This is a genomic window from Micromonospora sp. NPDC005413, from assembly GCF_040606435.1.
In the GTDB taxonomy this organism is placed as follows: Bacteria; Actinomycetota; Actinomycetes; order Mycobacteriales; family Micromonosporaceae; genus Micromonospora.
The window spans coordinates 32759-54246 of the sequence record NZ_JBEXEV010000009.1 but is presented as its reverse complement, the minus strand read 5'-3'; the positions used below and the strand labels follow the sequence as shown (position 1 = coordinate 54246).

Genomic DNA, 21488 nt, shown 5'->3' with positions numbered 1-21488 from the left:
ACGCCGGGGGTAAAGAGAGGATGGCAGCAGTGCTTGAGTTCGCCATCCTCGGCCTCCTGCAGGAGTCTCCGATGCACGGCTATGAGCTGCGCAAGGAGCTGACCGCCAAACTCGGCGCGATCCGGGCGGCGATCAGCTACGGCTCGCTCTACCCCACCCTGCGCAGGTTGCAGGCGGGGGGATGGATCACCGAAGCCGCCGAAACACCCGCCACCGCCGAGGAGGTTCCCGCGCTGACCAGCCGACGAGGTCGGGTGGTCTACAAAATCACCGCGGAAGGCAAGGAACGCTTCGCCCAGCTGATTGCACAGGCCGGGCCCGAGACGTACGACGACACGGGCTTCGGGGTGCACTTCGCGTTCTTCGCCCGGACCGACCAGGCGACCCGCCTTCGCATTCTGGAGGGTCGCCGCCGCAAGATCGAGGAGCGTCGCGAAGGGCTTCGCGATGTGCTGGGCCGGGCGGCCGAGCGCCTCGACGCTTACACACTGGAACTGCAGCGCCACGGCCTTGACGCCTGTGAGCGCGAGGTCCGCTGGCTGGAGGAGCTCATCGCCAACGAGCGCTCCGGCCGAGCCCCGACGGTCCCGAACATCGGGACGGCCGGTGGCCGACGAGAAGACAACAGCCCGCCTCCGCCTGGAGAGACCAGGAATGAGCGGCCGTGACAGAAAAGAAGGAGGCAGACGCTATGGGCTCCGTCCGCGTCGCCATCGTCGGTGTGGGTAACTGCGCCTCGTCCCTGGTTCAGGGCGTCGAGTACTACCGGAACGCCAACCCGAACGACCGCGTCCCGGGTCTCATGCACGTCGCCTTCGGCGACTACCACGTCTCCGCCGTGGAGTTCGTCGCGGCGTTCGACGTGGACGCCAAGAAGGTGGGCATGGACCTCTCGGAGGCGATCGTCGCCAGCGAGAACAACACCATCAAGCTCTGCGACGTACCGCCGACCGGCGTGTCCGTGCAGCGCGGTCCGACCTTCGATGGTCTGGGCCAGTACTACCGCGAGATCGTCGAGGAGTCCGACGCCGCCCCCGTCGACGTGGCGCAGGCGCTGCGCGACGCGCAGGTCGACGTCGTCGTCTGCTACCTGCCGGTCGGCTCCGAGCAGGCCGCCAAGTTCTACGCCCAGGCCGCGATCGACGCGCGCTGCGCGTTCGTCAACGCCCTGCCGGTCTTCATCGCCTCGGACCCGGAGTGGGCCCAGAAGTTCACCGACGCTGGCCTGCCGATCGTCGGTGACGACATCAAGAGCCAGGTCGGTGCCACCATCGTGCACCGTGCTCTGGCGAAGCTCTTCGAGGACCGCGGTGTCGAGCTGCTGCGCACGTACCAGCTCAACTTCGGCGGCAACATGGACTTCATGAACATGCTGGAGCGTAAGCGGCTGGTCTCGAAGAAGATCTCGAAGACCCAGTCGGTCACCTCGCAGATCCCGCACGAGATGAGCAAGAGCGACGTGCACATCGGCCCGTCGGACCACGTGCCGTGGCTGGACGACCGCAAGTGGGCGTACATCCGCCTGGAGGGCCGCTCGTTCGGTGACACCCCGCTCATGGCCGAGCTCAAGCTCGAGGTGTGGGATTCTCCGAACTCGGCCGGCGTCATCATCGACGCGGTCCGGGCCGCGAAGATCGCGCTGGACCGGAAGATCGGCGGCCCGATCCTGTCGGCCTCGTCGTACTTCATGAAGTCCCCGCCGGTGCAGTACGCCGACCACGACGCCCACCAGGCCGTCGAGGAGTTCATCGCCGGTGAGGTCGAGCGCTGACCCGCTGATTGACAGGCACGACCGAGGGCCGGGTCCGTATGGACCCGGCCCTCGCCGCGTTCAGCTCGACATCTTCAGGTACGGCGACAGCCGCAGCGCCACCTCGTCAACGCTCGCTCCAGGCGTGCCGCAGGGCGACCCCGGCCTCCAACTCCAGCAGCTTGACCTTGCGGGGTAGGCCTCCACCGAAACCGACCAGCTTGCCGCCTGCGCCGACGATCCGGTGACACGGCACGATCACCGGGACGGGATTGCGGTTGCAGGCCACGCCCACCGCGCGGGCCGCGCCGGCATCGCCGACCCGACGGGCCACTTCGCCGTACGTCAGCGTCTCGCCGTAGGGAATGCGGGTCATCTCCCGCCACACGGCCCGCTCGAACTCCGAACCGCGCGGCATCGACACCGAGATGGTGAACGCGGTCAACTCGCCGGCGAAGTACGCCCGCAGCTCGGCGACGGCCTGCCGGGACAGCGTGTGGTCGGGTGCCTCGGTGGCCGCCTCGACCCGGCCGAAGTGGGCACCGCAGACGCTCGTGGCATCGGTGGCGACGGAGAACTCGCCGATCGGTGAGTCGAGCACGGTCCAGCGCATCGGCCCATTCTCCCCGACCCGGGCGACCCTGGCGTACCCCCGCCGTAGGAACCGATCGACGTTGCACGGCGCCGATATCGTGCAGGTCGTGGCAACGGGGACGCTCATCTTTCTGATCATCGGCGGGGCTGGTGTCGGGGTACTGGCGCTCGCGCTGCTCGGCAGCGAGCTGCTGCACTTCGGGCACGCGGACGTGGACGGGCCGATCTCGACCGAGACGGTCGCCGGCTTCGCAGGGGCGTTCGGGTTCGGCGCGGCCATCGTCAACGAACTGCTCGGTGCACGTACACCAGGCATGATCGTCGGTGCGGCGGCCGGCGGCGTGCTCGCCGCCGTACCCACCGGCTGGATGGCGTCTCGGCTGAGCCGGGCGGCGCGGAACATGCGCACCGACCCCACCCCCACCCGCGACGACCTGGTCGGCGCGCTCGGCCTGGTCGTCACCCCGGTGCCGGCCGACGGCTACGGCGAGGTCCGGGTACGCCTCGCCGGCCAACCGGTCAAGCTCAGCGCCCGCGCGGACCGGCCGATCCCGATCGGCGCCCAGATCTTCGTCGTGCAGGCGCTCAGCGAGACCAGCGTGCAGGTCGAGACCTACTGACTTCCTCTTCGTAGACAGGACTTCTTTATGGCCCTATTAATCGCCATCGGTGGCGCGATCCTCCTCGTGCTCATCCTGGTGTTCTTCGTGCTTTCCCGGATCAAGGTGGCCGGCCCGAACGAGGCGTTCATTGTCACCGGCCGCAAGGGCCGCACCACCCAGACCGCCGACGGCGGCCGGTCGACCGACAACTCCGGGCAGAAGGTCGTGCTGGGCGCCTCGGTCTTCGTGCTGCCGGTGGTGCAGAAGCTCCAGTCGCTCGACCTGTCCAGCCGGCGGATCGACGTCGGCATCCGGGGTGCGGTGAGCAAGCAGGGCATCCGCGCCGACCTGCACGGCGTGGCGATCGTCAAGGTCGGCGGCACCGAGGACGCGATCCGGGCCGCCGCCCAGCGGTTCCTGAACCAACAGGATGAGATCGACAACTTCACCCGCGAGGTGCTCGCCGGTGCGCTGCGCTCGATCGTCGGCCGGCTCACCGTCGAGGAGGTCATCCGGGACCGGGCGGCGTTCGCCAGCGCGGTGGCCGAGGAGGCCGAACACTCGATGACCAACCAGGGTCTGGTGCTGGACACGTTCCAGCTCCAGGACATCCTTGCCGAGGGGTCCTACCTGCAGGACCTGGGCCGGCCCGAGGCCGCCCGGGTGCTCAAGGACGCGGCGATCGCCGAGGCACGGGCCCGGCAGCAGGCCGAGCAGGAGCGGCTGCTCGCCGAGGAGGCCATCGCCGAGGCCAACCGGAACCTGTCCCTCAAGCAGGCCGGCATCCAGGCGGAAATCGACGCGGCCAAGGCGAAGTCGGCGGCAGCCGGGCCGCTCGCCCAGGCGGAGCGGGACCAGGCGATCCTCTCCGAGCAGCAGAAGGTCGCCGAGCGCAACGCCGAACTCAAGCAGCGCCAACTGGACACCGAGGTGCGCAAGCCCGCCGACGCGGCCCGGTACAAGGTGGAGCAGGAGGCCGAGGCGTCCCGCGCCGCGGCGGTGCTGCACGCGGACGCGCAGCGGCAGTCGGTCATCGCCGCCGCGCAGGCCTCCGCCGAGCAGGCGCGGCTCACCGGTGAGGGCGAGCGGGCCCGCCGTGCCGCGCTCGCCGAGGCGAACGCCATCGAGGGTGCCAAGGAAGGTGAGGCCGAGCAGCGTCGGCGCTCCGCGATCGCCGAGGCGGTGGAGCGGGAAGGTCAGGCCGAGGCGGCGGCCATCCTGGCCAAGGGCGAGGCCGAGGCGGACGCGATGGCGCGCAAGGCCGAGGCGTTCGCCGCGTACGGGGAGGCGGCTGTGCTGGACCTGCTGGTCAAGATGCTGCCGCAGGTTGTGGCGGCGGCCAGCGCGCCGATCGGGGCAATCGACAAGATGACCGTCATCTCCACCGATGGCGCGTCGTCGCTGACGAAGGCCGTGGCCGGCAACGTGGCTCAGGGGCTCCAGCTCGGCAGCGACCTGACCGGGATCGATCTGGCCGGGCTGCTCGCCCGGCTGAGCGCCGGCGGTGCCGACGACAGCACCGCTCGTGCCGCCGATTCGGCGAACCGGGGCGGAACGCCGGCGGCGGGTAACGCGGTCGTCCCGAGCACCCGCTGACCGGACTCTGCCGACTCCCAAGCAGTGGCGCCGCCGAGCCGTACGGTTCGGCGGCGCCAGGCAGGCCACCGCCGCAGCTGAGGCCAGCCAAACGCCGGTCGGCCCGCTGTGGTCAGCGGACCGACCGGCGTCGGTCGAGAGGGATGTTGGTCAGGCGAGCCCGATGGTGAACTTCTCCCAGAACCCGAGCCCGTAGATGGGGCTGGCCCAGTCGATGTACCGGTTCGCGATGAGCGGACTGCTACCGGCGCGGTCGGCGGTCACGGCCTTGTCGTTGACGTACGCACCGAACTGGACCGTGCCGTCGGAGTTGTGGTCGATGACATAGAAGACAGCCGAGTCGGTGATCGCCGTACCAGCGGCGAGCAGCGGGTTGGCCCCGGCGTTCGGAGCGGTCACGTACCTGTTGTTGACCAGCGCCCGCAGCGCGTAGAACTGGTTTCCGAGGTCGACCAGCTCGTACTTCTCCCATGCGCCCGGCGTTGCGGCGCGGGCGATCAGCGGCTTGGTGCCCGCACTCTCCGCGGTGACGAACTTGCCGTTCGCCGTCGCCTTGAGGCTGATCACCGGGTTCGGCGACTCCAGGTCGAACCTCTCCCAGGAACTGATCGTCGTGCTGCGGGCGATCAGCGCCTTGCTGCCCGCGCCATCCGCGACCACGTACTTACCGTTGATCTGCGCCTTGAGGCTGACACTGCCGTCGGTGTTGTTGATCAGCTGGAACTTCTCCCAGGAACTGATGCTCGAGGCGCCGGCGACCAGCGGCTTGGCGCCGGCGCCATCCGCGCTGACGAACTTGCCGTTGGTGGTCGCCCTCAGGGCGACCAGACCAGTGCCGGCGGGGACGATGTCGAACTTCTCCATTGGCCCGAGGGTGGCGCCGCGGGCAATCAGCTGCTTGGTGCCCGCAGAATCCGCCGACACCAGGCTGCCGTTGATCCGGGCCCGCAGACCCACGGCGGTGCGGGTCGTCACCGCTGGTCCCACGTAGAGCAGCCGGTCCACGGAATCCGTCGTTCCGAGCACAGCCCCCGAGATACCGCTGGTCACGATGAAGTCTCGTACCTGCGCCGGGGTCGAGGTCGGGTTGGCGGCCAGCCGCAGCGCCGCAGCGCCGGCCACGTGTGGCGACGCCATGGAGGTCCCGTCACCGATGCGGGAGGCGGTAGGACTGCTGATACCCGCCGAGGTGATGCCCACGCCAGGGGCGAACGTGTCCAGGCACGGACCCCAGTTCGAGAAGGTCGCGCGCATGTCGACCCGATCGGTCGCGCCCACCGTGATCGCCGCCGGCACCGCGCTCGGCGAGTAGTTGCAGGCGTCGTCGTAGCTGTTGCCGGCGGCGACCGCGTAGGTGATCCCGGAGGCGATGGACGTGGCCACCGCCTGCTCGATGACCAGGTCACGGCCGTAGTTGGTACCGAGGCTCATGTTGGCAACGGCCGGCTTGACGGCGTTGGCCGTCACCCAGTCGATCCCGGCCAGGATCCCCTCGGTGTCACCCCCACCCGAGCAGTCGAGAACCCGCACCGCCACCAGCTTGACATCTTTGGCGACGCCGTAGGTGCTGCCACCGAGGGTGCCGGCGACGTGCGTGCCGTGCCCCTCGCAGTCGTCGGCCACCGTGTCGTTGTCGACGAAGTCGTAGCCGTACGAGGCCCGGGTACCGAAGTCCTGGTGGTTGATCTTGATGCCCGTGTCGATCACGTACGCCGTGACGCCACTCGCCGACGCGGAGGGGTAGGTGTACGACTTGTTCAGTGCCTGCGTGACCTGGTCGATCCGGTCCAGACCCCACGACGGCGGGTTGGTCTGCGTACCGCTCGCCCGGTAGCGCCGCACCGGCTGGACCGACGCCACGTCCTCGTGTGCCGCCAACCGCTTGGCCTGCGTCGCGCTCATCTGGGCGGAGTAACCCCGCAACGAGCGGGTGAAGACCTGCCGAACCTCCCCACCGTTGTTTCGCGACAGTGCGGTCGCCGCCGAGCGGGTCTCCGTGGGGGTTGCCTTGCTGTCCTTCAACTTGACGATGTAGCGACCCGGCACCACCGCGTCCGCCTGGTCCTTCACCGTGGCGGCCGGGGTGCGCGGGGCGGAGGGTAGCTGCGCCTCACCCGGCCCAGCCAGCGCCGGGACGGCAGTGAGGATGGACGTCAAAGTGGTCACTGAGGCGAGCGCCAGGCCCGCCGCGGCCGTTCGGTATGTCACACCACGGCTGAATGTCACATGAACTCCCCGTAGTAAGGCAGATCAGCACCCGTCCACGATGGAATATCGAATGAAGGCCGCCGTCTGACGGGGCCTGGCGGGTGCTGGCGATGTTGCCTCATCGTCCATGAGCGCAAATGCCGACGCTTCATCCGTTCGGTGGACAGCGTCCGGAATTCACCCGGCCCGCCGTCCCCGGAGTCCTTAACGGATTACAGAAGACCCTGTTCGCGGGCCCAACGCAGCAACTCCGCCTCAGCGGCGTCGCGGTCCATCGGACCGTGCTCGAGGCGCTGCTCCTTGAGATGCTTCCAGGCCTGTCCGACCACCGGCCCCGGCGGTACGCCGAGCAGCTCCATGATCGCGTTGCCGTCCAGGTCGGGCCGGACCCGGGCCAGGTCCTCCTCGACCGCGATCCGGGCGATCCGATCCTCCAGCGCGTCGTAGTCGGCCGCGAGCTGGGCGGCCTTGCGCCGGTTGCGGGTCGTGCAGTCCGAGCGGGTCAGCTTGTGCAGCCGGGGCAGCAGGTCACCGGCGTCGGCGACGTAGCGGCGCACCGCCGAGTCGGTCCACTCGCCCCGCCCGTACCCATAGAAGCGCAGGTGCAGCGCGACCAGCCCGGTCACCTTCGCGGTGACCTCCTTGGGGTACCGCATCGCCTTCATTCGGGCCTTGGTCAGCCGGGCACCGACCACCTCGTGGTGGTGGAAGCTGACCCGACCGTCGGGGGCGGCGGCCTTGGTCGCCGGCTTACCCACGTCGTGCATGAGGGCGGCCATCCGCAGGATGAAGTCGCAGCCCTCATCCTCGAAGGAGATCGCATTCTCGACGACCGTCAGCGTGTGCTCGTAGACGTCCTTGTGCTGGGCGTGCTCGTCGATCTCCAGCTTCAGCCCGGTCAGCTCCGGCAGGAACCGCTCGGCCAGCCCGGTGTCGACCAGCAGCCGCAGCCCGGTGATCGGGTCGGTGCCGCAGAGCAGCTTGGTGAACTCGTCTCGGATCCGCTCAGCGGTGATCCGGTCCAGGTCGGCGGCCATCTCGCCCATCGCCGTGCGCACGTCCGGGTGCACCGCGAAGCGCAACTGCGCGGCGAACCGGGCCGCCCGCAGCATCCGCAACGGGTCGTCGCCGAACGACTCACGCGGGGTGCTGGGGGTACGGATCACCTTGGCCGAGATGTCGTCCAGCCCGCCGTGCGGGTCGGTGAACCGGTGCTCCGGCAGGCTGACCGCCATCGCGTTGATCGTGAAGTCGCGCCGCTTCAGGTCCTCGTCGAGGCTGGTGCCGTACACGACCACCGGGTTGCGGCTGACCTGGTCGTACGACTCCGCGCGGAAGGTGGTGATCTCCAGTCGGAGACCGTCGCGCTGGGCGCCGATGGTGCCGAACTCCCGGCCGGTCTCCCAGATCGACTCTGCCCAACCCTTGATGATCCGCAGCGTCTCGTCGGGGTGCGCGTCGGTGCAGAAGTCGAGGTCGTCCCCGAGTCGACCGAGCAGCGCATCCCGCACCGAACCGCCCACCAGGTGCAACTCGTGACCGGCGCGGACGAACCGGCGGCCCAACTCGTCGGCGACCGGGGAAACCCGGAGCAGTTCGGCGACGGCGTTGCGCTGCGCGGCCGTGAGTTCGCGGCGGTCGGCGGCGTGGGGAGCGGAAGCTTCGGACATGGGATCGCCAGCCTATCGGGCCGAGGGGTGATCCGATCCGCCGGGCGCGGGTAACGGATAGCGGTTGACTAAGGTCTGTGGCGTGCGGGTCGGTGCCCGGCTCGACGTACCCCTGGGAGGCTGGAGATGAGCGGCGGGCTCTACCGCAGCGCCAACGCCACGCCGGACGGCGGGCCCGGCGCCGACGGGCGCCCGGGAGACGGCGCCACCTTCATCTCCGCCGAACCGCTGAACCAGCCGGCCATGGAGTCGACCGCGCCGCCGCAGGAGCAGGTGGCCGAGGCGAGCGCGGCGACCAACAGCGCGGTGATGGCCATCGGCAGCCTCGTCAGCCGTGGTACGGGCTTCCTGCGCACGTTGGCGCTGACCGCCGCGCTCGGCGGCGCGCTGGTCGGTGACGCCTACACCACCGCGCAGATCCTGCCCGGAATGGTCTACGAGTTCCTGCTCGGCGGCATTCTCACCAGTGTGCTGATCCCGGTGCTGGTCCGCCGGCGCAGGGCCGACGCCGACGGCGGCCAGGCGTACGCCCAGCGGTTGCTCACCCTCGCGGTGCTGACCTTGGCGGCGGCGGCCCTGCTCGCGGTGCTCTCGGCAGGCCTGCTGACCAAGCTCTACGCCGGCGACAACACCGGGGACGACTTCCGGGACCTGGTCAAGACACTGTCGTACCTGATGTTGCCGATGATCTTCTTCACCGGTCTCAGCGCGCTGATCAGCGCGGTGCTCAACACGCGAGGGCACTTCGCCGCGCCGATGTGGGCACCGATCCTGAACAACATCGTGGTGATCGCCACGGCGGGTCTGTACATCGCGATCTTCGGCGCGGAGATCATCCGACCCGGGCAGATGACCACCGGCCGGATCCTGCTGATCGGCGGAGGCACCCTGCTCGGCGTCGCGATCCAGGCCGCCGGGCTGCTGCCTGCGTTGCGCAAGGTCGGCTTCCGCTGGCGGTTCCGGTTCGACTTCCGCAGCCTCGGCCTCCGCGAGTTGGGTCGCCTTGGCGGCTGGATGTTCTGTTACGTCGCGGTGAGCCAGGTCGGCCTGATCGTTCTGTTCAACCTGCTGAACCGGGCGGGCAAGGAGAATGCCGCCGGCCCACTGATCTACAACAACGTGTTCCTGCTGTTGATGATGGCGCACGGCATCATCGCCGTCTCGATCATCACCGCGCTGATGCCCAGGATGAGCGCGGCCGCCGCTGACGGCCGGTACGCCGACGTCGCCGCTGACCTGTCCCGCGGCACACGGACCGTTTCCGCGGTGCTCGCCCCGATCGCGGTCTGCTACGCGGTGCTGGCCACCCCACTGGCCGTGACGCTGTTCCGCTACGGCGCGTTCACCGACGAGAATGCGGCGGACACCTCACTGGTGCTGCTACTGGCGGCGCTGGCGCTGGTGCCGTTCGCGATCAGTCAGCTCTTCACCTTCGCTTTCTACGCCCTCCCGGACACCCGGACCCCGGCGCTGATCAACATTCCGGTGGTGGCGCTGCGGATCGGCGTGCAGGTGGTGCTCTACGTCGCCTTCGCCGCCCACTTCGCCGCAGCCGGGATGATGATCGGCAACGCCGTGTCCTACCTTGCGGCGGCGTTCGCCTCCGCCTGGCTGCTGCGGCCCCGGGTTGGTCGGATCGGAATGGGTGCGATCCTGCGCACCCTCGGCCGGGTGGCGGTGGCAGCGTTGGGAGCCGCGCTGGTCGGCCTGCTCGTGGTGAGCCTGTTGCCCGGCGGCGACACGCCGAGCTGGGTGCAGGCCCTGGTGCAGCTCGTGATTGGCGGCGCGGTGATCGGCGGGACCTACCTGGGTCTGGCCATGCTGCTGCGGATCGGCGAGATCACCGAGGTGGTCGGCATGGTCCGCCGCCGCCTCGGTCGCTGACCGCCAGCATCCGATCACAAAAAGTTGACGCACGCACGGACCGTGACCGCCGATCACCAGGCTGGGGACGCACCTGTGGATAACTCCGCGATTCGCCGGTCAACCACCGCATCAGCCTGTGGATAACCAACCGTACGGCTGAGGGTGGCAGGCCGATCGGCGGGAACATGCCAGGTGGCGGGAGCGCCGCGACAGCCCGGCCCCGGCGTCGGTCACTTGCGGTGAAGCCGTAGATTAGCTAGTACATGTGCCAGCAACGTGGCTGACAACGGTCGTAACCGGACGAGTTCTTCGACTGCCGGGACCCCGCCGGGTACGGCGGGAAGATGACATGTCGGGGAGACGGGCAACCCGGGTAAGGTCGCTCTCGACGGGTACGGCAGGGGCGACGCTGCGCGTCGACACCGGTCGGCCGGTTCCTTCAACGGCAGAGCGGGAAGCCACATGCCCAGCAGTGCGGGTCCATCGATCGACACGATCACCGAGGGAGGACGGGTGACCCAGGTCGGCGAGGGTCAGGAGGCGGACGAAAGCGCTCCTCCGGTCATGACCTTCGGTGCTCCCACGGCCGGTGAAATCCTCGCCGAGCGGTACGAGCTGGTTGAGCACATCAACAACGACAGCGCGGGTCGGCTGGTCTGGCGTGGGGTCGACGTCATCCTGCGCCGTCCCGTCGCAGTGGTGCTGCGCTACCCGGGTGGCGACTCCGCCACCGAAATGCTTCAGGCCGCCGTCGCGGCCAGCCGGGTCATCCACCCCAACCTCGTCGGCGTCTACGACGCGATCGACGAGGCCGACCGGGCGTACGTCGTGCGCGAGTGGGTCGACGGGCAGTCCCTGCGCGACCTGGCGGCCGATGGCCCACTGGATCCGGCCCGGGCCACCGCGATCGGCAACGCCGTCGCGAGCGCGCTCGCCGCCGTACACGCCACCGGCATGGTGCACGGCAACGTCCACCCTGGCACCGTCATGATCAGTGACGAGGGCCGCGTGGTCCTGGCCGACGCCCGTACCGATGGCGCCGACAGCCAGGAGAACGACATCCGGGCCGTCGGCGGTGTCCTCTACTTTGCCCTGACCGGTTACTGGCCACACGCCGAGGCACCGTTGCGCGGTGCCACCGCCGGTCACGGCCGCGCCGCCATCCCGGACGCCGTTCGCGACGCCGGGGGTGCCATCGCGGCGCCCCGCCAGGTCCGGGCGGGTGTGCCCGCGTACCTGGACGACCTGACCATGGATCTGCTCGACGCCGAGATCGCGCCGCCGTCCTCCGATGTGCTCGCCGCGGAGTTGGCTCGGTTGGACGTGCCGGCCGAGGAGGAGCACTACCTCGAGAACAGCGGGCCGCTGCGGTTCGCCGCCGACACCGAGGAAGAGCCGTCGCCGCTGGCCGCAGCCGGCGGTCGCAAGGTCGCCGTGGGCATCGCCGGCCTGCTGGCGGTCGCCCTGGTCGGTCTGCTGATCGGGATCAGCGCGCTGGGCGACCGCGACAAGGACCCGCAGGCCAACCAGGGCCCCGCTCCTACCGCCACCGCCCCGGCCGGCGATGCCACGCCGGCCGCCGCCACTGCGCGCAAGCTGACCGTGAAGGGCGTCCGGATCATCGACCCGGACAGCAGGAACCGCAGCGAGGTCGGCGGTGCCGACAAAATCATCGACGGTGACGAGGACAAGGGCTGGGAGACGGAGACGTACCGGGACCGGCCCAACTTCGGCAACCTGAAGAAGGGCATGGGCGTCTGGCTCGACCTCGGCGAGCCGCACAGCGTCAGGTCGGTGCAGGCGGTGCTCTCGGCCACCGGCGCGTCCGCCCAGCTCTTCGCCGGCACGGACAACCCGCCGTCAAGCTCCAGCGGCGACAAGCAGTTGGTCTTGAACTACAAGGACCCCGTCGGGCAGCCCTTCGAGGACCACGATGGCACCACGATGACGTTCAACGGCTTCGACGCGGACAAGAAATACCAGTACCTGCTGTTCTGGATCACCGAACTGCCTCCGGCCGAGGGTGGCTTCAAGCTGGGGGTGCAGGAGATCACGGTCCAGGGGTCGTGATCCTGGCACCTCCACCGTGGCACCGCATCCGCAGGACGTGGTGATGGACGGGCGCGTCGCGGCTACGGATCTGGAGCTGCTGCGTGCCCACGTCGATGGCGACCGGCATGCCTTCGCTGAGCTGTTCCACCGGCACCGCGACCGGCTCTGGGCGGTCGCCCTGCGCACGATCGGTGACCGCGAGGAGGCCGCCGACGCACTCCAGGACGCGTTGCTCTCCGCGCACCGGGCGGCGGCCCGGTTCCGAGGTGACTCCGCCGTCACCACCTGGCTGCACCGCATCGTGGTGAACGCCTGCCTGGACCGGATGCGTCGCCGGCAGGCGCACCCGACCGTGCCGCTGCCTGATGGCACCCGTGCTGGGGACGGCTCGGGCATTGCCGGGGTGGAGCCGGCCGCCCCGGCACCGGACCACGACACCGCGCTGGTGGTCCGCGACGCGCTCGCCGCGCTGCCCCTCGAGCAACGCGCCGCGCTGGTGCTGGTGGACGTACAGGGCTACCCGGTCGCCGAGGTCGCCCGCATCCTCGGTGTCGCCGAGGGGACGGTGAAGAGCCGGTGCGCCCGGGGCCGGGCCCGGCTGGCGGTGATGCTCGGGCATCTTCGCCCAGCGATCGCCGCAACGCCTTCGGCCCGACCGGTCGCGGCCGACCCGATCGGGGACGTGCCGGGCGTCACGCCGGGGAACCCGGGCCCGGCGGAGGGCGTCGGATCGGGGTCGGGCCGGTACCGGCGGGACGCCAACCAGGAGGACACGTGACGACCGAGGGGTTCCGGGAGGTCGACGACGACCTGCTCGCTGACTACCTCGGCGGGGCGTTGGACGGCACCCCGCAGCAGGATGAGGTCGCCCGGTTGGTGTCCACGGACCCGGCCTGGGCCGAGGCGTACGCGCTGCTGGCTCCCGCGCTGCCGGAGGTCCGTGCGGACCTGGCCCGCTGGGCCGAGCCGTCGCCGGAAATGCCGCAGGCGATCGCCGACCGCCTCTCCGCCGCGTTGGCCGCCGCGGGTTCGACGCCGAACGGCACCCCTGCCGACGAGGACACCGCCGCCGAGCCCGGGGTCGACCGGGACGGCGACGTCGCGACGCCGCTGGTCGTGCCGGCGCAGGGCGGGGCCGGTCGCCGGCCGGCCGTCCCCACATCGGCCGGGTCGGGGCGCCGGGCGCCCGTCGGCCCAGGTCGCCGCCAACGCGGATGGGCCCGCCGCGGCGCACCGGTGGCGGCCGTCGCGGTCGCCGTCGTCGCGGTCGCGCTGGGCCTCAACCAGCTGTCGATGAGCGCATCGGACGATGCTGGCAGCACCAGCGCCCTGGACCGGCCGGCCAGCGCGCCCGAGGGCGCGGCGGCGGCCGGGGCGGTCCGCACCACCGGGCCGGCGCTGCGCAGCGGTACGAACTACACCCCGCAGACCCTCGGCAACGAGCAGAGCGGACCAACTCCCAAGCGGGTCACCGGCAACACGCCCGGCACGCAGCCGGGGGTCGATGCCGGGGGGGAAAGACGTCCTTCGCCGGACGGGCTGAACCAGCTGGCCCGGCTGACCGACGAGGCCGCCCTGACGACCTGCCTGGCCGACGTGGCGGCGGAGCACGGATCCGCCCCGCTGGTGGTCGAGGTGATCGACTACGCGCAGTTCCAGGGCGAGCAGGCGCTGGTCATCCGCTTCAGCGACGCGACCGGAGCCCGCTGGGCCTGGGTGAGCGGCCCGGAGTGCGGAGTGCCCGGGTCCGGCTCGGACAGCCGGTATTCAGCGCGGGTAGGGTGAATCCACGGTCAACGGCATGATGACCGTCCACGTGACCTGACCCACCGGATGCCCGGCTCGGGAATCCCCGGTTCGTACGATGGCGTTCTGGAAGTCAGCTGCCGGCCTCACCCAGGCGTCGGCAACTCGGATCAGCATCGGTGCTCGCGCCGACGCCGAACACACACAACTCGGGAGACGGCAGTGGACGAGGTCCGCAACCTGATCATCATCGGCTCCGGGCCGGCCGGCTACACGGCGGCGGTCTACGCCGCCCGCGCCAACCTGAAGCCGCTGATCATTGAGGGCGTGCAGTCCGGTGGCGCACTGATGACCACGACCGAGGTGGAAAACTTCCCCGGCTTCGCTGACGGCATCCTCGGCCCAGAGCTGATGGACAACATGCGCAAGCAGGCCGAGCGGTTCGGCGCCGAGTTCCTCACCGACGACGTGACCCGGGTCGAGCTGGTGGACACCGGCGATGTCGGCTCCGGCGCGGTGAGCACCGTCTGGGTCGGCGAGACCGCCTACCGGGCCCGATCCATCATCCTCTCCACCGGTTCGGCCTGGCGTCCGCTGGGCGTGCCCGGCGAGCAGGAGTACCTCGGCCACGGCGTCTCCTCGTGCGCCACCTGTGACGGGTTCTTCTTCCGCAACCAGCACATCGTGGTCGTCGGCGGCGGCGACTCGGCGATGGAGGAGGCCAGCTTCCTCACCCGCTTCGCCGACTCGGTCACCATCATCCACCGGCGCGACTCGTTCCGGGCCAGCAAGATCATGGCCGACCGGGCGCTGGGCAACGAGAAGATCAAGGTCGAGTGGAACAGCGCCGTCGAGGAGATCCTCGGTGCCGATGGCAAGGTCACCGGCGTACGGGTCCGCAACGTGCACACCGGCGACACCAAGGTGCTGGACGTGACCGGCGTTTTCGTGGCCATCGGCCACGACCCTCGCAGTGAGCTCTTCCGCGACCAGGTCCAGCTGGACGACGAGGGGTACGTGAAGGTCGAGGCGCCCAGCACCCGGACGAGCGTGCCCGGCGTCTTCGCCGCCGGTGACCTGGTCGACCACACCTACCGGCAGGCGATCACCGCGGCCGGCACCGGCTGTGCCGCCGCGCTCGACGCCGAACGGTTCATCGCGACGCTCAGCTGAACAAAACTGAACACATCCCGGAGGAGGGGCATAGTGGGAAATACCAAGGCGGTCACGGACGCGAGTTTCGTCGCTGACGTGCTGCAGGCCGACAAGCCGGTTCTGGTGGACTTCTGGGCCGAGTGGTGCGGGCCGTGCCGCAAGGTGTCGCCGCTGCTCGAGGAGATCGCGGGCGAGATGGGTGACCAGGTCACCATCGTCAAGCTCAACATCGACGAGAACCCGGAAACCGCCCGGGCCTACCGGGTGATGTCGGTGCCGACGCTCACCGTCTTCAAGAACGGCCAGCCGGTGCAGTCGATCGCCGGTGCCAAGCCGAAGGGCGAGCTGGTCCGGCTCATCGAATCGGCTCTCTGACCAGCAGGAACGTCCACCAAACCCCGTACCCGCTCGCCGGGTGCGGGGTTTGGTGTCTTCCGGCCGCACAGTCGACGTTTTTCCTGGCCCGAGCCACCTCGCCGGCCCGGAACGCATAACCTCAAGCCTGGGCCGCCCGGCCAGCCAGCTTCGTGCAGAGGGGGTCGTGCGTGCGTCCGATCCGACCCGGTGACCGGGGACCCGCGGTCGCGGAAATCCGTAACGTCCTGACCGGCCTCGACCTGCTCGCCCCCGTCGCCGGACCGCACGCCGACGAGTTCGACATCGACACCGAGCGGGCGGTCCGCGCCTTCCAGCAGTCCCGAGGGCTCAGCGTGGACGGGCGGGTCGGAGCGGAGACCTGGCGGGCCCTGGACGCCGCCCGCTGGCGGCTCGGCGCCCGCACCCTCTACCACGCGGTCCCCGAGCCGCTCACCGGCGAGGATGTCCGGTCGCTGCAGGAGCGACTGCTGGAGATGGGGTACGACGTGAGCCGGGCGGACGCCATCTACGGCATCCTGACGTCCCGGGCGGTGGCCCAGTTCCAGCGCGAGGTCGGGCTCACCCCCGACGGCTCCTGCGGCCCGCACACCATGAACGCACTGCGCCGGATCGGCCGCAAGGTGGTCGGTGGCCGCCCGCAGTGGCTACGCGAATCCGACGCGATCCGGCAGTCCGGGCCGGCGCTGGTCGGCAAGACAGTCGTCATCGACCCCGGCCACGGAGGCACCGACCCGGGCATGGTCGTACCGGACGGGCCGCTGCGCTGGACGGAGGCGGACCTGATGCACGACCTGGCCAGCCGGTTGGAGGGGCGACTCGCCGCGTCCGGGGTGCGGGTGCAGCTCACCCGGGGCCCCTCACCCGACAGTTGCCTGCCGGACACCGACCGCGCTCTGCTGGCCAACTCGCTGGGCGCCGACGTGTTCATCTCACTGCACCTGGACGGCCACGCCAACCCGGACGCGGAGGGCGTGGCGACCTACCACTACGGCACTGACAACGGGGTGACCTCGGCGACCGGTGAGCGCCTGGCCGGGCTGGTGCAGCGGGAGATCGTCGCCCGGACCGGGCTGCGGGACTGCCGTACCCACGCCAAGACCTGGGACCTGCTGCGACTGACGCGGATGCCTGCCGTCCGGGTCGAGGTCGGCTACCTCACCTCGCCGACGGACCGCGCCCAACTGGTCGACCCCCGGTTCCGGGACCGGGTGGTGGAGGCGATCGTCGCCGCGGTCCAACGGATGTACTACCCGATCGAACGGGACGTGCCAACCGGCTCGCTGGACGTCAGCGAACTGCGGGCGGTGGTGACCGCCGGCACGGTGGTCGACTGATCCGCCGCGAAACGGACGCTCCCCGCCGATTCAGCGGTCAGCCGTTGGTGGAGCTGGTTGCCGGGGCCGGACGGACCGGTCGGAGCAGGGTCTCCGGGCTCATCGAGCCGAGCAGCTTCTCCAGCGCGTACTCGACGTCGGACTTCCAACTCAGCGCCGTACGCAGCTCAAGGCGCAGCCGGGGAAACCGCGGATGCGGACGTACGGTTTTGAACCCGACTGAGAGGAAGAAATCGACCGGTGCCACACAGCCACCCGCGGGGTCGTCCGCGTCGCCGAACTTGGCGTCGCCGAACGCCTCGATGGCCTTGATCCCCCGCTTGGTCAGGTCCCGCGCGACGCCCTGCACCAGCATCCGGCCCAACCCGCCGCCAGCGAACGCGGCGACCACGTTGGCGGTCATCAGCAGTACCGCGTCGGCGGAGACCGGCGAGGTCGGGAACGCCATCGAGCGGGGCACGTAGGCGGGCGGGGCGTACATCACGAAGCCCGCCGGCATGCCGTCGACGTACGCGAGCTTGCCGCAGGAGCCCCACTCCAGCAGCGTCTGGGAGACCCAGGCCTCCTTCTCCAGGCCCGGATCGCCGGCGGCGCAGGCCCGGTCCGCGGAGACCGGATCGAGCTCCCAGTAGACGCACTGCCGGCACGGGCGAGGAAGGTCTTCCAACGTGTCGAGGGTCAGGCTGACCAGACGTCGCGACATATGGCGCATCCCCACAATAGGCTCGGTGGTATGCCGGCATGGAACGACAGCGCCGCCTTCCTGCCCCCGACGAGCGATCGTACGCCGCCGATCGACGGTACGGGAGGGGACGCGCAGATGCCTCACCAGACCGGGTGATGCGGGGCCGGTCCGCCATGTGGTCGATCCGTCTCGGCACGCGGCAGCGTGGCTCCGGCGGACTAGGATCGACAACCGGTGTCCCCGCCGCCATGGTCACGGGTGTGTGGGGTACCCGGGGCGAGAGCCACCGAGCAGCAATCGAGGTGAGGTCATGACCGGTACGACGCTCGACGACTACACCGACCGGTACGCCCGGCGGGTACGCGGGATGACCGCCTCCGAGATCCGAGCATTGTTCGCGGTGGCAAGCCGCCCGGAGGTCGTCTCGCTCGCCGGCGGCGCACCGTACATCGCCGCACTGCCGCTGGACGCGGTCGGTGAGATGCTCGGCCGGCTCGGGTCCGAGCACGGCGTGACCACCCTCCAGTACGGCATCGGTCAGGGCACCCTCGAGCTGCGCGAGCGGATCTGCGAGGTGATGTCGCTCTCCGGGATCGACGCCGCGTGTGGCGCCTCCCCGGAGGACGTCGTGGTCACCGTGGGCGGGCAGCAGGCACTGGACCTGGTGGCCCGACTCTTCCTCGACCCGGGGGACGTGGTGCTCGCCGAGGGTCCGACCTACGTCGGTGCGCTCGGAGTGTTCCAGGCCGCCCAGGCGCAGGTTGTGCACGTACCGATGGATGCGGACGGGCTCATTCCGGAAGCACTGGAGACGGCCATCGCCGACCTGGCCCGCGCGGGCCGGCGGGTGAAGTTCCTCTACACCATCCCCACCTACCAGAACCCCACCGGCGTGACGCTCAGCGAGGAGCGCCGGGAACGGGTGCTCGACATCTGCGAGCGCGCCGGCCTGCTCGTCGTCGAGGACGACCCGTACGGTCAGCTGGGGTTCGAGGGTGAAGCGCCAGCGCCCTTGCGGGCCCGCCGCCGGGATGGGGTCTTCTACCTCAGCACCTTCTCGAAGACCTTCGCGCCCGGGCTGCGGGTCGGCTGGATCCTGGCGCCGCATGCCGTCCGCGACAAGCTGGTCATCGCCAGCGAGGCGCAGATCCTCTGCCCCAGCGGTTACGCCCAGGCCGCGGTGGCCACCTACCTCAGCACCATGCCCTGGCGGCAGCAGCTGAAGGTCTACCGCGAGGTCTACCGGGAACGCCGGGACGCCCTACTCGACGCGATGGCCGACCTGATGCCCGAGGGCACCAGTTGGACCAGGCCGGCCGGCGGTCTGTTCGTCTGGGCCACCCTGCCCGAAGGGCTCGACTCGAAGGCCATGATGCCGCGAGCGGTCGCCGCCCGGGTCGCCTACGTGCCCGGCACCGGCTTCTACGCCGATGGCACCGGCACCGGCACCATGCGGCTCAACTTCAGCTTCCCGCCGCCGGAGCGAATCCGCGAGGGCATCCGCCGGCTGTCCGGCGTGATGGAGCAGGAGATCGCGATGCGCCGGGTCTTCGGTGCCGTGGGCGGCACCACCGGCCGACGCGGCCAGGCCGGCTCCGATGTGCCAGGGCCTGACTTGGCATGATGCCGGCATGGGTACGACTGCCGCCGAGCGCCTCCTCGTGACCGATTCCGCCATCTCGGCCGACCTGCGCGTTGTCGTGCTCGCGGGTGGGCTCTCCTACGAACGGGACGTGTCACTGCGCTCCGGTCGCCGGGTGCTCGACGCGCTGCGCGCCGTCGGCGTGGAAGCCGAGCTGCGGGACGCCGACGTGGCGCTGCTGCCGGCGCTGGCCGCCGACCCGCCGGACGCTGTGGTGATCGCACTGCACGGCGCCACCGGCGAGGACGGCTCGCTGCGCGGGGTTCTGGACCTGTGCGACATCCCGTACGTCGGCTGCGACGCCCGCGCCTCCCGAGTCGCCTGGGACAAGCCCTCGGCCAAGGCGGTGCTCCGCGAGGCGGGCATCCCCACCCCGGACTGGGTGGCCCTCCCGCACGATCGCTTCTCCGAGCTTGGCGCGGTCGCCGTACTGGACCGGATCGCCGACCGGTTGGGCCTCCCCCTGATGGTCAAGCCCGCGCAGGGCGGTTCAGGGTTGGGTGGCGCGGTGGTCCGGGACGCGGCGGCGCTGCCCGCCGCAATGGTCGGCTGCTTCGCGTACGACTCCACCGCGCTGGTGGAACGGTACGTGCCCGGCATGGACGTGGCGGTCTCCGTGGTCGACCTCGGTGACGGACCGCAGGCGCTGCCGCCGGTGGAGATCGTGCCCCGCAACGGGGTGTACGACTACGCCGCCCGCTACACCGCCGGGCGGACCACCTGGCACGCCCCGGCCCGGCTGGACCCGGAGGTGGCCGCGACGGTCGCTGACGTGGCCCTCGCCGCGCACACCGCGCTCGGTCTGCGGGATCTCTCCCGCGTCGACGTGATCGTGGACGCTGCCGGCCAGCCGCACGTGCTGGAGGTCAACGTCTCGCCGGGCATGACCGAGACGTCACTGCTGCCGCTCGCCGTACAGGCTGCGGGGCTGGATTTCGGCCGGCTCCTGGGCTCCCTGGTCACCCGGGCAGCGGCCCGCCTCGCCACTTCCTGATCCACTCGCCGACGCGTCAGCTATGACGCGGTGCTGCCCATAGGTCGACCATGAGGTTGGCGGGCGCCGCACGCCGGGGTGCCGTCGCCAACCTCATGGTCGGTCCAGCATCAGCGGGTGGGGCCGACGCCCGGTGCGCCGAGGCCGTTGGTCTGTGCGGCTGCGGCAGCCGGGGTACCGGTGTCCGGGATCGCCTTTCTGGCGGCCTCGTTTGTGGTGCCAGCGGCGGCCTCGTCAGCGTTGTCAGGTCCGATCTCGTCAACGGTGCCGGCTCCGGTCGCGTCAGCGGTGTCGTCCGCCGTGCTGCGGAGGACTGCGGGCCCGTTGGTAGGCCGCCCCACGGTGCCGAATACGGCGGACGGTGGGCCGGCGGACGCCCCGCTCGCCACGTTGGGGGCCGACCGAGTGGGTTGACCCGTCGGATCGGTGACGGCGACCGAGGAGTCGTTCGCGTCCACGGCGATCGGATCGGCCGAGGACGCCGTCTCGCCGTCGGTCGGCTCGGCGCCGGAGTCGATCGCTGGTTCCGGGATCTCCTCTGCCGCCTCGATGACCGAGGCAACCGCTGCCGCGGCAGCGGCGTCCGCGGCGGCAGCGTCGGCGGCAGCGGACTGGGCCAGCAGGCTGGACGGTGCCTGCCACTGGATGCGGGGTGGCTCGGCGAGCGGACGGCCACCAAACTCGGCGAGCCAGGCGGCGACGAGCGCGAGATTCTCCCGCCACTGCGCCTCGGAGATCGGAGGCAGGATCGAGTCCCACAGTGACAGGAAGGTCCCCCGCAGCTGAAGTCGGCCGTACGGCCGGGCGAGGAACCACATGTGCAGGTGGGCCGAGCCGTCGCCCCACCGGTTGACGTGCACCCGAGCCACGCCGTCGAGAGACCGGATGGCCCGCTCCAGACGTACGGTCATCACACCCAACTCTGCAGCAAGCAGGTTCGGCAGGTCACCGAGGTCGAGGTGGGTTCGCGATTCCAGGATGAGCACCATGGGCAGCCCGGTGGGCCGGTCCATGGCGCGTACTCGCCACCGCTCACCCACCCAGATGTAGGCATCGTCGGGTGCGTTGCAGGCGGTGCATTCCCGGAGACCCTCGCCCTTCCGGGGCGGTTCGACCGGGACCGGATCATCAAGTTGCTTCACGTGGAGGTCACCCTCGAAGGGGAACGACGGCCACTGGGTGAAGTCCGGGACTGAGGGAGGGGTGTCGTGCACGA

At 70.4% G+C, this 21488-nt stretch carries 18 protein-coding genes; 13 read left to right on the top strand and 5 right to left on the bottom strand.

Annotation, left to right across the window (positions count from 1 at the left end; all coding sequences use genetic code 11):
* The first annotated feature begins 29 nt into the window (after positions 1–29).
* Both ABZS37_RS13175 and ABZS37_RS13170 read left to right on the top strand, forming a co-directional pair.
* Entirely contained in the window at positions 30–668 is a 639-nt protein-coding gene (locus tag ABZS37_RS13175; protein WP_354993008.1) for a PadR family transcriptional regulator, read from the top strand.
* Positions 669–691: 23 nt separating this feature from the next.
* The gene (locus ABZS37_RS13170; protein ID WP_354993007.1) at positions 692–1771 is read left to right on the top strand and encodes an inositol-3-phosphate synthase; all 1080 of its coding nucleotides are present in this window, start codon (positions 692–694) and stop codon (positions 1769–1771) included.
* Between the two features lie 106 nt (positions 1772–1877).
* On the opposite strand, the gene ABZS37_RS13165 is transcribed toward ABZS37_RS13170, so the two are convergent.
* Positions 1878–2363 carry a methylated-DNA--[protein]-cysteine S-methyltransferase gene (locus ABZS37_RS13165; RefSeq protein ID WP_355168523.1) on the bottom strand — a complete coding sequence of 162 codons (486 nt, stop codon included), beginning with the start codon at positions 2361–2363 and terminating at the stop codon, positions 1878–1880.
* A gap of 79 nt (positions 2364–2442) precedes the next feature.
* Here ABZS37_RS13165 and ABZS37_RS13160 point away from each other — a divergent pair, with 79 nt between their 5' ends.
* Positions 2443–2964, top strand: a complete 522-nt coding sequence (locus ABZS37_RS13160) for a hypothetical protein (RefSeq protein WP_355168521.1) — start codon at positions 2443–2445, stop codon at positions 2962–2964.
* Positions 2965–2991: 27 nt separating this feature from the next.
* Positions 2992–4542, top strand: coding sequence for an SPFH domain-containing protein (locus ABZS37_RS13155; RefSeq protein ID WP_355168519.1), 1551 nt, complete (start codon positions 2992–2994; stop codon positions 4540–4542).
* Positions 4543–4692: 150 nt separating this feature from the next.
* Here ABZS37_RS13155 and ABZS37_RS13150 read toward each other — a convergent pair whose 3' ends face one another.
* Together ABZS37_RS13150 and ABZS37_RS13145 are read right to left on the bottom strand one after the other, a co-directional pair.
* Positions 4693–6708 (bottom strand): S8 family serine peptidase, encoded by a 2016-nt coding sequence (locus tag ABZS37_RS13150; protein WP_355168517.1) that lies wholly within the window; start codon positions 6706–6708, stop codon positions 4693–4695.
* A 254-nt stretch (positions 6709–6962) separates the two neighbouring features.
* Positions 6963–8420, bottom strand: coding sequence for a CCA tRNA nucleotidyltransferase (locus ABZS37_RS13145; RefSeq protein WP_355168515.1), 1458 nt, complete (start codon positions 8418–8420; stop codon positions 6963–6965).
* A 126-nt stretch (positions 8421–8546) separates the two neighbouring features.
* Between ABZS37_RS13145 and murJ the strand changes: the two genes are divergently transcribed.
* From murJ to ABZS37_RS13110, 7 genes are all read left to right on the top strand, one after another.
* Positions 8547–10304 (top strand): murein biosynthesis integral membrane protein MurJ, encoded by a 1758-nt coding sequence (murJ, locus tag ABZS37_RS13140; RefSeq protein ID WP_355168513.1) that lies wholly within the window; start codon positions 8547–8549, stop codon positions 10302–10304.
* A 444-nt stretch (positions 10305–10748) separates the two neighbouring features.
* Positions 10749–12356, top strand: coding sequence for a protein kinase family protein (locus tag ABZS37_RS13135; RefSeq protein WP_355168511.1), 1608 nt, complete (start codon positions 10749–10751; stop codon positions 12354–12356).
* Positions 12357–12399: 43 nt separating this feature from the next.
* A complete protein-coding gene (gene sigM / locus ABZS37_RS13130) occupies positions 12400–13116 on the top strand; it encodes an RNA polymerase sigma factor SigM (protein ID WP_355168741.1) in 717 nt (238 codons plus the stop codon).
* Positions 13113–14123, top strand: a complete 1011-nt coding sequence (locus tag ABZS37_RS13125) for a hypothetical protein (RefSeq protein WP_355168509.1) — start codon at positions 13113–13115, stop codon at positions 14121–14123. The genes sigM and ABZS37_RS13125 overlap by 4 nt, the downstream gene beginning before the upstream one ends.
* A gap of 183 nt (positions 14124–14306) precedes the next feature.
* Positions 14307–15257, top strand: coding sequence for a thioredoxin-disulfide reductase (gene trxB / locus ABZS37_RS13120; RefSeq protein ID WP_355168507.1), 951 nt, complete (start codon positions 14307–14309; stop codon positions 15255–15257).
* 33 nt (positions 15258–15290) lie between these two features.
* Positions 15291–15614 (top strand): thioredoxin, encoded by a 324-nt coding sequence (gene trxA, locus ABZS37_RS13115; protein WP_007453873.1) that lies wholly within the window; start codon positions 15291–15293, stop codon positions 15612–15614.
* Between the two features lie 170 nt (positions 15615–15784).
* On the top strand, positions 15785–16951 hold the full coding sequence (locus ABZS37_RS13110; RefSeq protein WP_355168505.1) for an N-acetylmuramoyl-L-alanine amidase: 1167 nt from the start codon (positions 15785–15787) through the stop codon (positions 16949–16951).
* Between the two features lie 37 nt (positions 16952–16988).
* Here the strand turns inward: ABZS37_RS13110 and ABZS37_RS13105 are convergent, their stop codons facing one another.
* Positions 16989–17654: a GNAT family N-acetyltransferase gene (locus tag ABZS37_RS13105; RefSeq protein WP_355168503.1), complete on the bottom strand. Its 666-nt coding sequence runs from the start codon at positions 17652–17654 to the stop codon at positions 16989–16991.
* 292 nt (positions 17655–17946) lie between these two features.
* Here ABZS37_RS13105 and ABZS37_RS13100 point away from each other — a divergent pair, with 292 nt between their 5' ends.
* Positions 17947–19260 carry a PLP-dependent aminotransferase family protein gene (locus ABZS37_RS13100; protein WP_355168501.1) on the top strand — a complete coding sequence of 438 codons (1314 nt, stop codon included), beginning with the start codon at positions 17947–17949 and terminating at the stop codon, positions 19258–19260.
* Between the two features lie 7 nt (positions 19261–19267).
* Positions 19268–20272 (top strand): D-alanine--D-alanine ligase, encoded by a 1005-nt coding sequence (locus tag ABZS37_RS13095; protein WP_355168499.1) that lies wholly within the window; start codon positions 19268–19270, stop codon positions 20270–20272.
* Between the two features lie 110 nt (positions 20273–20382).
* Here the strand turns inward: ABZS37_RS13095 and ABZS37_RS13090 are convergent, their stop codons facing one another.
* The gene (locus ABZS37_RS13090; protein WP_355168739.1) at positions 20383–21261 is read right to left on the bottom strand and encodes a hypothetical protein; all 879 of its coding nucleotides are present in this window, start codon (positions 21259–21261) and stop codon (positions 20383–20385) included.
* Positions 21262–21488 lie beyond the last annotated feature (227 nt).